Consider the following 16,410-nt stretch of genomic DNA (forward strand, 5'->3'; position numbering starts at 1 on the left):
TTGGGTTGAGCTGAATTCAGTTATATCGCAATAATTTATTGAGTAGGGCCCAGATATTTGGCCGGGAGTGGTGGTACACTTCCGGTCTTTTTGGTTAACCGCTACTCAGCTGGTAAAGCTTAAGGCATAACGGTTACCCTCCTTCCTTCAATTTTAAAGTGAACATCCCCTGTCGCTTGCAGTACCTTTAATACTTCTGACAGATTTTTTGAGCGGGAAACAGAGCCGCCAAAGCTTGTATTGACTAATGTTCCGCTGTATTGTACATCAATATTGTACCAGCGTGCAAGCATGCGCATAATGGTTTCAATCTTAGCATCTGCAAACTGAATCTTGCCGTTTTTCCAGGCTACAACCGCATCCAGATCGGCATCATCCGCTATATTCATACCTGATGACGTAACCTGTGCCTGCTGACCCGGACTTATGATTTTAACCTGTGTGCCGCTGTTTATTTTGATAGAGCCCTCCAGCAAGGTTGTTTCTATAGCATCTTCCTCAGGATAGGACATCACGTTAAAATGTGTACCTAAAACTTCAATGGTCTGGCGGGCGTTTATCACCCTGAAAGGTATTTTTTTATTATGGGCTACCTCAAAGTAAGCTTCGCCGGCTAATTGTACCTCGCGTGTTTTGCCCATAAAAAATACGGGGTAACGCAAGGTAGAAGCCGCATTTAGCCATACCCGTGTTCCGTCAGGCAGCTTTACCTGGTACTGGCCGCCAACCGGCGTTTCAATAGTATTGTACGCAACTGTGTTGCCGGCGTCCTTGTTATCGCTAACTGTGTAAGTGATTTGCCCATTGCCGGATTTACTAATACTGATGCCTTGTTGTTGGGCAAGCTTGCCGTTGCCGGCATCGCTCAGGTTTATCTTTTTTCCGTTGGCCAGGGTTAACACAGCCTTGTTGCTACCCGGTAATATATCATTTGATTGGTTTTGAGCAACCTGCTGAACGGGCTGCTGTTTTTGCAGCATAAAATACCCGCCAACAGCTAAGCACAAAATTATAGAAGCTGCCGCCGCTATGCGCGGCCAATGGATTAAGCGTGATGGCTTACGATTGCTTCGGCTTAAATTTTCCCAAACCTCATCAAGGTCCTCATCTATTTCTGATGATGACGGCAGCTCATCGGCCTGCTGTCTTAAAAACCATGTTTCGAGTAAGGCTTTTTCTTCTTCAGTACACGTTCCTGATTCATATTTTAGTAATAAAGCCTTAATCTGTTGTTTGTCCATAGTTAAGCAGGGCCAATAATTGCCCTATTACAGCTATAGACCCCTAAGCCATGCCTATGGCCCAGATAAATTTTAAAATAATTTATATTTTTATCAGGAGCAGTAAAAAACCAAGTACGCCAAGCTTTACACGGAGTATTTTAAGCGCATTATTTACCTGGTTGCGCACTGTTTTTTCAGAAAGGTCAAGCTGTTCGGCAATTTGTTTGTGGCTGAGATGGCTTTTTCGGCTAAGTTCAAAAACCTCGCGCATCTTATCGGGCAGGGCCGCTATTTCTTTTTCAATAATGAGCTGTAATTCCCGTTCGCGCACCAGATGATCCGTAATACAATCGCCGGAGTTGACAGATTCTTCGATGGAAGTAATATAGGTTGATGCCACCTGCTGGCGTGCCACGAATTTAAACACACGGTTGCGCACAGAGGTATACAGATAGCCTGACAGGTGCGACTTCAACTCCATTGTTTTCCGGTTATCCCAAAGTGTGGCAAATAATTGCTGTATCAGGTCGCGGGCTTCTTCACGATTTTTGAGGCGGTGAAACGCGTGTATATAAAGTACCCGCTTATATCGGTTATAAATTTCGGCAAACGCGTCATGGTCATCTTCCTGGAGTAGGAGTGATAATTCCTGATCACTAAGGGTACTGTAATCGCTCACCTTTAAACAAATCTTGCACAAGAATATGAATTTTTAAGGCGAACTATTAAAAGCAAAACCAATGTTAATGATTAGTTTTTATTGGGTTAATATAAATAAAGGGCTGTTGTGACATTATTTACCTATTCAAAAGCGGTGGTAGGATTATAACCAAACTGCTTTTTAAAGGCAAAAGAAAAATGCGACAGGTTTTCAAAACCTACATCAAAATAAACATCTGATGGCTTCCGCTTTTTTTCAAAAATTTGGTAATGGGCCAGTTCAAGCCGCTTACGGGTGAGCCATTTACCGGGCGGCCCGTTAAAGCTTTTTTCAAAGTCTTTTTTAAAAGTGGTTAAGCTGCGCCCGGTTAAATACCCGAATTTCTCAAGCGGGAGGTTGAACATGTAGTTTTTCTCCATAAAATCTACTAGGTCAATTTTACCAGGTTCTTCAAAGTAGCCAAGCTGGTTATCAACATTAGGATGAATAGCCCTAAGTATGCGTATGGCTTCTTCTACCTTAAAGCGTGCAATATCGGCAGGTAAGGCATCTGCCAGTTTAAAGTAGGGCTGCAATGAATCAAACAGACTATCCAGTAAGGGATGATTTTGTAGCTCCACCAACTCCGGAATATGATGCTGTACAGGAGCTATCTGGTGGGTAGTGTAGTATTGCTGTAGTGTTTCCTGCCTAAATAAAACAGATACAGCTATGCAAGGCTGCCCGTTTAAGGGCAGCTTACTTAACCGGCCTAATTGGTTACGGGGTATCAGCATGGTATCGCCCGCGTAAAAATGCTTTGAGCGATCCGCGTAGGCAATCCTTATCTCGCCCGACAATACCCTAACCAGGGCAGGCTGCGGTAGCATCACCTCACGGCTGTAATGCTTTTCCTTTTTACAGGAGATAAATATATCTGCAATATTCACGGCTTCCATACCCGTAAAATTAAGTATTTATTTATTCAGCAGGTTTAACCTCACCAGGCTTTCGGCGGTGGCCACAATAGCCTCTTCGGCCGATCGTGATTGCCAGCCTAACAAACGTACCGCTTTTTCATTGGTGGTATTCATCAATTTGCCCAGCATTGGCAACAGTATTTTAAGGGATGGATTACGCCAGGAAGCAACATGCAACAACCAGCTGGGTATTTCGCGCAATTTAATATGCGCGGCAACCGCGCCCATGCGCCGTTTTAATATTTCGGCAATATCTACCATCCAGATACTTTGGCCGGCTGTAGCCAAAAACCTTTGGCCTTTGGCAGCAGGATTGGTCATGGCCATTACATGCAGATCTGCCACATCACGTACATCAACAACCGAGGTATTAATCTTGGGGATACCCTGCCCCTTCTCTACTAACAGCCTTTTAATATTATAAATAGAATGCGAATAATCCGGACCTAATACCGGGCCAAAAACAGCCACCGGGTTAATAGCGGCCAGTTCTAATCCGCCGCCTTCTTGAGCAATGAAATCCCATGCGGCACGTTCGGCCAGGGTCTTTGACTTTTGGTAGGCAGGTGTTTTACTGTTTAACGCTGTCCAGTCGGTTTCACGAAAAGGAGCCGTTTGCTGAGGATGTCCAAAGCCTACAGCTCCGAAAGCAGATGTAAGCACTACACGTTTTACGCCTGCATCCCTTGCGGCGCGCAGCACCCGAAGCACACCCTCGCGGGCGGGAATGATCATCTCGTCTTCATGATCATAACTTTTTATAGGTGTTGGCGATGCTACATGCAATACATAGGTACAACCGGCTATTGCTTGTTTCCAATTCTTATCTGAGCCCAAATCGGCCGCGAAAAAGCTTAACCGTTCGCCGGCCTCAACACCTCCTACCCGCAGCATATCCCGCACTTCGGTTTCACGGCTGAGCGAACGCACCGTAGTCCTGACGGTATATCCATCATTTAAAAGTTTTAAAATACAATGTACCGCGATAAAGCCTGAGCCACCAGTAACCAATACTATTTTATCCTGATTTGAATTTGTTGTCATCTGTTTAAAATTTGATGAAGCAAAATTCGGGGTAAAAGCAATGGCGCGTTTTGTTTAGAAGGCTTATTTGCTTTGTTTAAAAGACAGAGTTTATTTGAAAGAATAGAATTAACGATCACAGGCAATTTTTCAACTGGTGGAATTTAAACTCACTACTCACAAATTTCTTTAAGTTTAGCCAAAGCCTTTGGCCAGTCTGTGCTGAACATTGTTTCCCATTTCGGGTAAACCTTCATCGTAACAAGCAGATTGGTTACGCCATCTTTTTCCGTGAAGGAATATTCTTCAATAGAGCCTATCCATTCTTTTGCCTCTTCGCTATCCCGGTCCTCTATCCCTCCCGGAAGCAGCATGGCAATATGTTCGGCAACAATGTGATCATACGGCTGGCAAATTAATAATTTAGCTAAGGTGCCGCTACCTTCCGACGAGACAAAACGAAGCTCATTACCTTCTTTCCATTCACCTATGTAATCAGAACCAGGCCAGGCAGCATCCGTCCAAACTTTATACGATTCGGGATCAAGCATGATATCCCATACTTTTTCCTTGGGCGCGGCAATAGCAGCGCTGAATGTTAAATTTTCCATGATTAAAGTTCCACCTATTTTCCCAATAATACCGGGGCCATTTGGGACAAAAAAGAGGGAAATTGCGACATAGGCCAATCGGTGTTTTAAAGCTCTGCTCTATCACTACATCAGTTAATTGAGTGTCATTTAAAATAAACCATTGATATATCGGGAAAAACCGATATATATTTGTAGAATGAAAATAAATGCACTTGCCCAACAGCCTATCTCAGATCTATCTCCGGTAGATAAAGTATTATACTTTTGGAATAACGTATGGAGCGCCCCTTACAATTTAGATCTGATCGATGAACTCATGGTAGAAGATTTTATGATCACCACCGCCGGGGCAGAAATTAAAGGCCGCGAAAATTTTAAGCAATGGGTTGCCGCATTTTTAAAAACCATCAACGAGGCCAATTTAGAGAACCTGGATATTTTTGAAAGCAAGGATGGCACCCGAGTAGTATCCAGATGGAAGTTTACCGGTTTTCACAATGGCATGTTCGGGCTTGAGCCTAATAACCGTCCCATAAATTTAACCGGGATAGCTATCTGGGAGATCAGGGATAACAAACTGGCGCATAACCGGGTTGAGCGTAGCTCGTGGGAAGTATTTCAGCAGCTTACCCAATAATTTTTCAAAAGGAAATCAACAGGTTATTTGTATAGATAACGCCCTTACTTTCATCATATTGCGCTTAAAAAAATATAGTCACAAAACGGCATTTTGATGCTCCATACCTTATATTTTTGATTTTTATATACCTATAAAAAACCAAAAATATGATGTTGGAGAACAAAAAAGCAGCAAAACACCTGAATACCTACACACTTGATTTTCAAGAAATTGCTCAATCAAAGTTTGTTTTAACCGGCGGCAAAGGCACTAATCTGGGCCAATTGCTTAAAATTGACGGAATACAAGTGCCTGAAGGCTTTTGTGTTACTACCGAAGCATATAAAACCATAATCGGCAACAACCCTGAGTTGAACAACCTGCTGAATGAACTAAGCGGTTTAAAAGCAGATGATAGAAAAAACATTAACGAGATCTGCACGAAGATCCGTGCTACTATTGAAGGTACGCTTATTCCTGATGATGTAAGAGAACAGGTTACCGATCATCTTAAAAAGTTTAGTAACGATGATGCCTTTGCCGTGCGGTCAAGCGCTACGGCTGAAGACCTGCCAACGGCATCCTTTGCAGGCCAGCAGGATACTTACCTGAACATTATCGGCATCGAGAATATCCTAAAACATATCAGCAAGTGCTGGGCCTCGCTGTTTACCGAGCGGGCTGTAATTTACCGCATCAGGAATGGCTTTGATCACCGTAAAGTTTACCTGGCTGTAGTTATTCAAAAAATGGTTTTTCCACAGGCAGCAGGAATTTTGTTTACTGCCGATCCGGTAAGCGGCAACCGTAAAGTATTATCCATTGATGCCAGCTACGGTCTTGGCGAGGCTATGGTATCGGGCCTGGTAAATGCCGATAACTATAAAGCACGCGATGGCAAGGTTATCGACAAAAAAATATCTGCCAAAAAATTGGCTATATATGCCTTAACAAATGGCGGTACCGAAGAACGGGCTATTGCTACTGAGCAACAGGATGAACAAACCCTCACAGACGACCAGATATTACAACTTGAACAGATAGGCCGGAAGATTGAAGCATATTTCGGCCAGCCTCAGGACATTGAATGGTGCCTGGCCGATGATACATTTTATATAGTACAAAGCAGGCCGATCACGACCCTATACCCAGTTCCTGAAAGCAATGATCAGAAAAATCATATCTACATATCTGTCGGCCACCAGCAAATGATGATCGACGCCATGAAACCACTGGGATTGTCTTTATGGCAATTAAGAGCTGCCCGGCCTATGTTTAAGGCTGGCGGAAGGTTGTTTGTTGATGTGATTAATGATCTGACTACACCTGCAGGCAGGGAAAGTTTGTTAGAGGCAATGGGCCAGCATGATCCACTCATAAAAGACGTTTTACTATCCATTATTGATCGGGGCGATTTTATAAAATTGCTACCCAATGATGGAAAAGTACCGGAGCATATTAAAAGCAATAAAAGTTTGTCGGCCGCCGATATTTTGGCGCATGTAGGCAATGACCCGGCAATCGTTTCCGATCTGATCAAACATAGCGAAGCATCGGTAGAAACGCTGAAACAAAACATCCGAACTAAATCTGGCACTGATGTAATGGATTTTATACTGGACGACATCCAGCAGTCCAAAAGAATGATTTTTAATACGCAACATTTGGCCGTGATCATAGCTGCCATGAATGCGGCGGCATGGCTCAATCAAAACATGAGCGATTGGTTGGGTGAAAACAATGTATCAGATATACTTTCCCAATCTGTATCAAATAACGTTACTTCAGAAATGGGTTTGGCACTATTGGATGTGGCTGATGTGATCCGCCCTTATCCTGAAGTAATCGAATATCTACAACAAGTAAAAGAGGATAACTTTCTGGATAAGCTGCTTACGTTTGACGGTGGGGAGGAAACACGAAACGCTATCATTACCTATCTCGACAAATACGGAATGCGGTGTGCCGGAGAGATTGATATTACCAAAACCCGCTGGAGCGAAAACCCCAAAATACTGATCCCTATCATTCTCAGTAATATCAAAAACTTTGAGCCTGGCGAAAGCACCCGGAAATTTGATCAAGGGCTACAGGAAGCTTTAAAAAAAGAGCATGACCTGATAGACAAATTGAAGCAATTACCGGATGGTGAACAAAAGGCAAAGGAAACTCAGGATATGATCAGCCTCATCCGCAATTTCGCCGGCTATCGGGAATATCCTAAATATGGTATAATTAACCGTTTCTTTGTTTATAAGCAGGCTTTGCTGAAAGAAGTGGAGCAGCTTGTTCAAGCTAAAGTCATTCAAGATCCGGAAGATACCTACTATCTCACTTTTGAAGAGCTCCGGGAGGTAATAGGCACTAATAAAGCAGACGATCAGCTTATCAACCAACGGAAAGTTGAGCACCAATTGCATGAAAAATTAAATCCGCCCCGTGTGATCACTTCCGATGGCGAGATTATTTCGGGCAGGTACAGTCATCATGATCTCCCGGCAGGCGCTATCGCGGGACTGGCTGTTTCATCCGGAGTTATAGAAGGCCGGGCCCGTGTAATTTTAAACATGGAAGATGCTGAGCTGGAAGATGGCGACATATTGATAACCTCCTTTACCGATCCCAGCTGGACACCCTTGTTCGTTTCCATTAAAGGCCTGATAACCGAAGTTGGTGGCCTCATGACGCATGGCGCCGTTATAGCACGAGAATATGGCCTACCTGCAGTTGTTGGGGTGGAGTATGCCACAACATTAATCAAAGACAAACAACGGGTCAGGGTAAACGGAACAGATGGGTATATAGAAATATTGTAGATTCAGCACTAATATTTTCCTATTCACTTTGTTACAATAGCGGCGGCAATCTCTGCGACGACTTAATAATGTATTAATACTGGCGGTCTACTTTTACCGGCACACAAATGTTTTATGTTGCCGGGTTTTGTATCGTTTATGGCATACTCAATTGCCCACGTTTACTCAAGCCCAGGCAATCAAAAATTTAATCCATAAGCTATGTCATCATTGAATAGAATTTTTTACCTGGCCCTGTTATTATTAACCTGCGGCAAGTACGCACAGGCGCAGGACCTTGCCACTGTTGAACACAACAGGGTAAGGCTACCCAACGGCTGGTCGTTAACACCGGTTGGCAAAAGCCTGCCCCTGGGCGATCTGCCCTTAAACATTGCTGTAAGCAAAAACCACCATTACGCGGCCGTTACCAACAATGGTCAAAGCGTTCAAAGCATCCAACTATTGGATGCCCGCACAGACCGCGAACTGGACAAAGTAGTGATTGGCAAAGCCTGGGGTGGCCTGGTGTTCAGCGCCGATGAGCAATCGCTATATGCTTCCGGCGGCGATAATAACTGGATCATCCGCTACAATATCAGCAACGATAAACTGGTTGCCGCCGATACCATTAAGCTGGGCGAAACATGGAACAGACGGTCGCCCGATGCATCTATCTCGCCAACCGGCCTGGCGCTTGATGATAAAAAAGGTATCCTTTACGTGGTTACCAAACTAAACAACAGTCTGTACATGGTAGATGTTAAAACTAAAACCATCCGTCAGCAGGTTAAACTGGGCGACCAGGCTTACACCTGCCTTTTATCGCCGGATATGTCAAAACTGTACATCAGCCTTTGGGGAGGCGATAAAGTAGCCATGTTTGACACCAAACAAAACAAATTAACTGATTCTGTTAAGGTTGGTGATAACCCGAACGACTTGTGCATTTCCCGCAATGGTAAATTCCTGTATGTAGCTAATGCCAATGATAATACCGTATCAGTAATTGACACCCGTAACAATAAGGTACTGGAAACCCTGAACACCGCAGTAAACCCTACCCCGCTAAGCGGAACCACCAGTAACTCAGTAGCCTTAAGCAAAGACGATAAAACCCTGTACATTGCTAATGCCGATAATAATTGCCTGGCCGTTTTTAATGTAGCAAAACCCGGCGCAAGCCAATCACTTGGATTTGTGCCTACAGGCTGGTTTCCGAGCGTTGTGCGCGTTATAGATAACAAGCTGTACGTAGCTAATGCCAAAGGCTTATCATCACTACCCAACCCGCACGGACCCAACCCTGCGGCAAAAGGCCAGACCGTTATATTACACGGCGGCGACCCATTTAAACCATTACGTACCGAGTACATTGGCGGCGGTTTATTGATGGGAGCCCTGAGCATTATTCCTGTACCAACCGAAAAACAATTACCGGTTTACGCGCAGGCCGTAATACATAACACCCCATACCACCGTGAGCAGGAAAAAATGGCTGATGGTGAAGCAGGCAACCCTATCCCGGCTAAAGTAGGCGGTACATCGCCTATTAAATATGTTTTCTATGTTATTCAGGAAAACAGGACATATGACCAGGTACTTTCTGACATGCCTAAAGGTAATGGCGATACCAGCCTGCTGCTATTCGGCAAACACATTACACCTAATCACCATGCTTTGGCCGAAAACTTTGTACTGCTGGACAATTTTTATGTAGATGGCGAGGTAAGTGCCGATGGGCATAACTGGAGCCTGGGTGCCTACGCTACCGATTATGAAGAAAAAAACTGGCCTACCAGCTATGGCAACCGCGGCCCCGGCGCCGTTGGCCCAACAGCTAAAAACAAACTGTACATCTGGGATCAGGCCAAGCGTTCCAACGTATCTTACCGCACCTATGGCGAGTTTATCAACGCTGATAATACCCCCCAGATATCGGTATTAAAAGATCATTTTGCCAAAGCATACCCAACACATGACCTCCGCGATCCGGATACCCTGCGCTACACGGCCTGGGAACATGATTTTGACTCATTGGTACGTAACAATGCCGTACCAAGGTTAAGCACCATGCGCATGCTGTCTGACCATACCGAGGGTACCACTCCCGGAAGGCCTACACCATTCGCCCATGTGGCCGATAACGACCTTGCCGTTGGCCGCCTGGTTGAACACATTGCTAAAAGCCCGATATGGGAAAACAGCGTGATATTTATTCTGGAAGATGACGCCCAAAACGGTCCCGACCATGTAGATGCCCACCGTTCGCCAGCTTATATTGCAGGCGGCTTTGTAAAGCGCAATTTTGTTGATCATACCATGTACTCTACCTCATCGGTACTGCGCACTATTGAGTTGATTTTAGGTATGCCGCCAATGACCCAGTATGATGCTTCGGCCGCCTCTATGTGGCGTTGTTTTACCAAAACGCCGGATGCCACACCGTTTAAGTGCTTACCGGCAAACATCAATATTAATGAGCTTAACCCTAAAGGCACCAGATTGGGCGCGCTATCTAAAGGACTTGATTTTACCGCCGTTGACCGCGTACCAGACCAGATCATGAACACCATGATCTGGAAGGCTGTCAAAGGCGAAAATGCTAAAGTACCTACCCCTGTACGTGCCGCCTTTGTAAAAGCTGTTGAAAAAGATGGCGATGATGATTAAACAGTAAATCGCTAATAATAAAAAAGCGCTATCCGGTTTTGCCAGATAGCGCTTTTTTATTATCTTATTTCCTTCTTTATTTAATGGCCCATCATGGTCATTTCAACTTCTTCCAGTGTTTTTCCTTTGGTTTCTTTAACCTTTAGCCAGATAAACAAAAAGCCGGCGGTGCAAATAGCCGCGTAGATGTAAAAGGTATTTTCCTTAAACCGTTCAAAAAGCATCGGAAAGGTGAACACCAAAATGAAATAAGCCGCCCAAAGGCTGATCACCGCAATAGATATAGCGGCCCCACGTACCTTGGTCGGGAATATTTCAGAGATGAGTACCCAGGTTACAGGCGCTATAGACAGCGCGTAAACCCCAATGGCCGCGAGTAAAAACCAAGAAACCTCGGCCGAGTTAATTGCCAGCAATCTCACCACAATAATGTAAAGCACCGCTAATCCGCCGGCACCGATCAGCATCAGCGGTTTGCGCCCTAACTTGTCAACCAACGTCATGGCAAGAACTGTAAATACGAGGTTCACCCCTCCGATGAAAACGGTTTGAAGCAATTGATCATCTTTGGTTGAGCCAATGCGTTCAAATATTTTTGGCGCATAATTAAATACCGTATTGATACCACAAAACTGCTGAAAAACAGCCAAACCAATACCTATAATTACAGCAGGGAGCACCGCCGCCTTAAAAGCATCTGCATAATTGGTGCGGGTAACTCCCTCTAATGATTTTTTGATACTCACAACAGACTCGTCAACAAAGTCCTGCCCGCCAATTTTGTGGAGGATCTGTTTCGCTTTTTCATCTTTACCATCCTTCATCAACCAACGGGGGCTCTCTGGCAGGAAATAAGCCCCAATAAGAAACAGGCCCGACGGTATCATACCCAGGCTAAACATCCATCGCCAGGCGTCATCGCCCGAATTGCGGAGGGTATAGTTTACTAAATTGGTAACCAGGATGCCAATAACAACCGTTAATTGATTAACAGCCACCATACGGCCCCGCAAATGCGCAGGCGATACCTCAGCAATATACATGGGCGATAGCATAGAGGCCATACCGACACCAATACCAGCCGCAAAACGAGCCACTATAAATATATCCCGGTTGGGCGACAGCGCCATTGCTAGCGATGACAACGCGAACAGGCTTGCGGCTAACATGAGCCCCGGCCTGCGGCCATACTTATCGGCAACCTTACCGGCCACCAGGCAACCCGCTATAGCCCCCAGGGCCAGACTACCTGTAGCTAAACCCTCCCAATAAGCATTCAGCGCGAATTGCTTTTGCAAAAATGGCAGCGCACCGGAAATAACCGCGAAATCAAAACCAAACAGGTAGCCTCCCAATGCCGAGATGAGCGAGATACCGAGGATATAGAATTTGTTAAAAGATGAATTGATCATTATTTTTTGTTGATGCTATGATTATTTTGTGTGCTGTTATTCATTACCAAACTCATAAATGGTTGTTGCCCGGTAGGTATCTGCCGGGTAAAGTATCGGGTTAGGAAAGCCGGGATGATTAGGTGCATCAGGAAAGTTTTGAGCTTCAAGCGCTATAGCACCATACTGCTGGTAATACTTCCCCTGCGAACCCAGGATTGTACCATCCCAGATAGTTGCATTGTACACCTGCAAGCCCGGCTGGTCGGTATAAACGGTTACGTATCGCCCTGACCCAGGATCGCTCATTGTAGCCGCCTTTTTTATTTTGCCTGGAATAAAGCCATCAATAATAAAATTTTGGTTGTAATCCTGTGAAGTGGTTTCAGGATTTCTGATCTTACGGGGAGCCGAAAAATCGTAACGCGTTCCGGCAAGCTTCAGGCTTTTTCCGGTAGGAATATCCTGATCTGTTTCGGTGTAGCTTTGCGCGTTGATCTGTAATGTATGACTCAAAATATCAGGCGTTTCAAAACCTGTGAGGTTAAAATACGAATGATTGGCCAGGTTAACAGGCGTAGGCTTATCGGTAACCGCCTCATAACTCATTACCAGCTGGTTATTTTTATTCAGCACATATTTTATTTTAATGCTGAGATTCCCCGGGTAACCTTCTTCACCATCAAAACTTTGGTATTCAAATATAACACCTGCTTCCTGCTCTTCTTGTATCAGACTGCTCAGCCCGAACAGCTTTTTATTAAAACCTGCAAAACCACCATGCAAATGGTTGCTTCCGTCGTTTTGCGAAAGTTGATAAACCTCAGTACCCAGCTTAAATTGTGCCCCTGCAATACGGTTTGCGTACCTGCCAAGCAGGCAACCAAAATAATGCTCGTTTTGCCGGTACCCATCCAACGACGGGTATCCGGCTACGATATTTTTCAGGTCACCATCCCTTGATGGCGTATAGATAGCGGTTATGATACAACCGTAATTGGTAATCGAAACAGACATGTTGCCGTTTTTCAGGGTGATCAAATAAACCACCCCTTCGGCCCAATGCTCCTGAATAGCGCAGGATACAGATAAATTACCTTGATTAACTTCCTGCATATTTACCTTTCATTTGTTGCAGCGTAGGTATCATCCTCAGGTGGCTTGCGGCTCCCTGGTGGTTTTTATCCATAGCTAACACAGCGCTCAGGTATTCCTGACCCAACTGGTAATCACCCAGACCAATGTAACCCAAACCGATCAGGTATTTACAGAAAATCTCATTTCTTTTATTGATATCTATTTCAAAAACAAGCATATCCGGAAGTGATACGGCGAAGTAGTCTATCTTTACCGCAACCTCTTTTTGTTTTTCTCCAAATTCCAGGAAATCTTTAAATATCGCATCGGCATGGGCAAAAGCGCCCAATTTACGTAAAGCAAGCGCCTGGTAAAAGATCTTATCCGGCTGCGGATCGTTGTAGTAAATAGCCTGCACCGGTTTACTGTTTCCTTTGGTGGCATCAGTAAATTTCTCCCGCACTTTATCGCTTAAGCCTAAACCTTCATAAGCACAACCTATTAAATAATCTACGTCATTTTCAGGGGTACCGTAAAGTTTACCCTCGCCCAGGTTTTCAGGATAGGTTTGAACGGCGGTCAACAGCTCCAATGCGGTATTAAAATCATCATTTTCAAGAGCCTTTTTGGCCAGGGAAATATGTGATAATAAGAATTGACCAACTACCTTACCTTCGCCGCCTTCCCAGGGATGGAACTTCCTTTCTGACAATAATTTTTTGGCGGCTTCAAAATCCTGCAGGTTGTTATAAAGGGTAATGGTTTCCAGATACAAGTCATCGCGCTGTGTTACCAGGTTAGGATATTTATTCAGGAAATCAAGCCGGCTTTGGGCATCCTTCCCCGTAATTTTATACAACTGATCCAGCTCCATTAAAATGCGGGCATCGGTTTCATCCAAACCAAATGCTTTCTCCATAGCCTCAAGCGCCCTATCCTGATCATTTAACTTATTGAAATAAGCCAATGACAAGTTGCGGTATACCGTAGGGAAAGTCTGATCAATACTTGCCGAAAGCTCCCAGCAGGCAATGGCATCAGCGTATTGACGCTTATCATACCACAAATTACCAAGGTAATAGGGTGCCTTAGCATCTGCCGGGTTTAACCGGATGGCATTTTGCAGGATAATAATCTCTTCAATTTTGTTCGGGAAACACCTGTCTGGCGATTGTGCAGCACCTGATTTACACAAATCAAGCGCCTCCTCTTCTTTACCCAATTCAGATGCAAACCAGGCCATGTAATAATAAACCAGCGGCGAAACTTCATTTTTGCCGGTTTTATAGATGGTCAATATTTCATGTGCTTCGGTATATAAACCTCCCTGCGCGTAATCCAGCGCTAATTCCAGGAAATTATTCAGGTCATCACGCATCAGGTTTTTTAATTGAGCCAGCGTATCTGCGGCCAATGCTTCGTTATTTAACTGTTTGTAAGCAAGATACTTTTCAAACAGGCAACCAAAGTTAAAAAGGTCTATCGCCAATGAACTATCAGCAAAAGTCAGGCTTTCTTCCAGTTTGCCGTTTTTGCGAAGCAGCACTGTTTTTAAATGGCGCGCGGTATGGTTGTGTGCGTTGCGCACCAATGATTTTTCTGCAAGCTGTAAGGCGCTCGTCCATTTATTTTGCAACGAAGCTATCCTTGCCAGCGATAAAAAGCCGCTATGCTGAAAGGCATCATTCCAGGTTGATTTGAAAAAGGCTTCATAGGCTTCGTTATGCCTGCCCTGTAGCTTTAAAGATAAGCCAAGGTTATAATAAGGTTCACCATCGTACGGATTAGGGTTGCGTTTAATTAAGGTTTGTATAGCAGTCCGGAAGTAAGGTTCGGCCTGTTTAAACTGGCCTCTTCTAAGTAGCAGCAAGCCCATAGCATTATTGCAACGGATATCGCCCGGGCTCCTTTCCAGTCCTTCCTCATAATAGTCAATGGGATTATAGGTAGCATGGCGGTATTGTTCCAGGTGCAGACCATTCAGGAACAGGTCCTCTACCTGCTCAATTTCAGCTGGTGCAAGTGCCGCAGAAGCTGGCGAAGGGATCTCCTTATTTTCATTTTTTTCCGGGCGGTAAGCTACCAGTTCCCGTCCTTCGCTATCAATAACTACCATGTGTAGTTTATCGGCTATCAGTTGTTCACCCGCTTCATATACTTCCTCAAAAATGGCATCAGGAGCAATAGTCGCGATATATTCCTTGAGCAGGCTGCCGTTATACCAAAGCGCGATTTTTGCATTTTGATAAATTGAGGTAGCGTAAACTTTCAACGCAATGCGCTTATCTTCAACCTCCAGGTTCAGCATGGCCTCTTTGGTGGCATTTTTTACTACACCTATTCGGGCATAGGGCATAAAGTATTGTTCAAATGTTTTCTCTTCGTTAGGCTGCAGCCATGAAAAATCAGGCTGATTATCAGTGAATACACCGGTCATCAGCTCAATGTAAGGGCCGTCCTCTTCGGTGAGGTTCCTGTCCCAGGCATAGCCGAACTCACCGTTACCCCAGGTCCATTGTTTTTTACCTGGTGATAGGTGATGATCTGCCACGTGCAGCATACCGGCTTGTGTATCATGTTCATAACAGCCCATAAAATCATAGTTTGAGCGGATGGCCATATATGATGTAGGCACAGGTATGGTATCATACCTGGATATATCGGTACCCGGCGCGTAGTTTACTTTATAATAGGTTCCTGTAGCAATAGGAAAATCAGAAACATCTCTTTTGCCATGATCAAACACGGCGTATACATCAGGCGGAAATACTGATTGGTAATGTTCATTCACTTTTACCGCCGGGTTGGCCCACCACAAAAAGGTTTGCGGAAATGGCGTACGGTTAAACAGCTTTCCTTTGATCTCCAGGTAAGCTTTATCCGGAAAGAGTGTGAAACCTGCACGGCCCTTTGTACGGAACATCACCTCGATCTCGTTAACCCATACGGTTTTACTGCCGTCCTCATTTTCCTCAATAGCAAAATCAATAGGCGAAAAAGTGCTGGGGCGATGGTGCTGCGGCCAGTTAAACTCAATTCCCCCAGATATCCAGGGCCCGGCTAAACCTACCAGCGCCGGTTTTACTACTTGGTTATAATACACAAAATCGCGTTGTTGTACTTTATCATATGCACGCTGGATACGGCCACCCAGCTCGGGCAATATCATGATCTTCAGATAATCATTTTCAAGGAATACCGCGGTATAATCCTGTTCAGTTTTTTCGTCGGCTATCTGTTCTATGACAGGATGCGGATACACTACCCCGCTGCTTCCCTGATAAACCCGTTTTTCCATAAACATCGGATTTTTCTCGGGTGTTCCTGTTTTGTAGGTAGGGATGCTAATCTTTTCTATCCAGGCTGTAACTTTCATAGTTGATATTATATTTTATT

General features: G+C 44.6%; 11 protein-coding genes. 3 read left to right on the plus strand and 8 right to left on the minus strand.

Annotated features, from left to right (window positions below; all coding sequences use genetic code 11):
• Positions 1-119: 119 nt before the first annotated feature.
• The 5 genes from AAGC65_RS03335 to AAGC65_RS03355 form a co-directional block, all read right to left on the minus strand.
• Positions 120-1,241 carry a FecR domain-containing protein gene (locus tag AAGC65_RS03335; RefSeq protein ID WP_343110988.1) on the minus strand — a complete coding sequence of 374 codons (1,122 nt, stop codon included), beginning with the start codon at positions 1,239-1,241 and terminating at the stop codon, positions 120-122.
• 82 nt (positions 1,242-1,323) lie between these two features.
• Positions 1,324-1,923, minus strand: coding sequence for an RNA polymerase sigma-70 factor (locus tag AAGC65_RS03340; RefSeq protein WP_343110989.1), 600 nt, complete (start codon positions 1,921-1,923; stop codon positions 1,324-1,326).
• A 101-nt stretch (positions 1,924-2,024) separates the two neighbouring features.
• Positions 2,025-2,822 carry an AraC family transcriptional regulator gene (locus AAGC65_RS03345; protein ID WP_343110990.1) on the minus strand — a complete coding sequence of 266 codons (798 nt, stop codon included), beginning with the start codon at positions 2,820-2,822 and terminating at the stop codon, positions 2,025-2,027.
• An 18-nt stretch (positions 2,823-2,840) separates the two neighbouring features.
• Positions 2,841-3,887: an aldehyde reductase gene (locus tag AAGC65_RS03350; protein ID WP_343110991.1), complete on the minus strand. Its 1,047-nt coding sequence runs from the start codon at positions 3,885-3,887 to the stop codon at positions 2,841-2,843.
• Positions 3,888-4,039: 152 nt separating this feature from the next.
• On the minus strand, positions 4,040-4,477 hold the full coding sequence (locus AAGC65_RS03355) for an SRPBCC domain-containing protein (RefSeq protein WP_343110992.1): 438 nt from the start codon (positions 4,475-4,477) through the stop codon (positions 4,040-4,042).
• Positions 4,478-4,655: 178 nt separating this feature from the next.
• Between AAGC65_RS03355 and AAGC65_RS03360 the strand changes: the two genes are divergently transcribed.
• From AAGC65_RS03360 to AAGC65_RS03370, 3 genes are all read left to right on the plus strand, one after another.
• Entirely contained in the window at positions 4,656-5,096 is a 441-nt protein-coding gene (locus AAGC65_RS03360) for an ester cyclase (protein ID WP_343110993.1), read from the plus strand.
• A 149-nt stretch (positions 5,097-5,245) separates the two neighbouring features.
• Positions 5,246-7,894 (plus strand): phosphoenolpyruvate synthase, encoded by a 2,649-nt coding sequence (gene ppsA, locus AAGC65_RS03365; RefSeq protein ID WP_343110994.1) that lies wholly within the window; start codon positions 5,246-5,248, stop codon positions 7,892-7,894.
• Positions 7,895-8,095: 201 nt separating this feature from the next.
• The gene (locus AAGC65_RS03370; protein WP_343110995.1) at positions 8,096-10,546 is read left to right on the plus strand and encodes a bifunctional YncE family protein/alkaline phosphatase family protein; all 2,451 of its coding nucleotides are present in this window, start codon (positions 8,096-8,098) and stop codon (positions 10,544-10,546) included.
• 80 nt (positions 10,547-10,626) lie between these two features.
• Here AAGC65_RS03370 and AAGC65_RS03375 read toward each other — a convergent pair whose 3' ends face one another.
• Genes AAGC65_RS03375 through AAGC65_RS03385 form a run of 3 tightly spaced genes read right to left on the minus strand, consistent with a single transcriptional unit; the run spans position 10,627 to position 16,390 of the window.
• Entirely contained in the window at positions 10,627-11,958 is a 1,332-nt protein-coding gene (locus tag AAGC65_RS03375; protein WP_343110996.1) for a sugar porter family MFS transporter, read from the minus strand.
• A 36-nt stretch (positions 11,959-11,994) separates the two neighbouring features.
• Positions 11,995-13,053 (minus strand): aldose epimerase family protein, encoded by a 1,059-nt coding sequence (locus AAGC65_RS03380; protein WP_343110997.1) that lies wholly within the window; start codon positions 13,051-13,053, stop codon positions 11,995-11,997.
• Positions 13,040-16,390 carry a DUF5107 domain-containing protein gene (locus AAGC65_RS03385; RefSeq protein WP_343110998.1) on the minus strand — a complete coding sequence of 1,117 codons (3,351 nt, stop codon included), beginning with the start codon at positions 16,388-16,390 and terminating at the stop codon, positions 13,040-13,042. The genes AAGC65_RS03380 and AAGC65_RS03385 overlap by 14 nt, the downstream gene beginning before the upstream one ends.
• Positions 16,391-16,410 lie beyond the last annotated feature (20 nt).

The sequence above is a fragment of the Mucilaginibacter sp. genome (genome assembly GCF_039207105.1).
Classification (GTDB): domain Bacteria; phylum Bacteroidota; class Bacteroidia; order Sphingobacteriales; family Sphingobacteriaceae; genus Mucilaginibacter.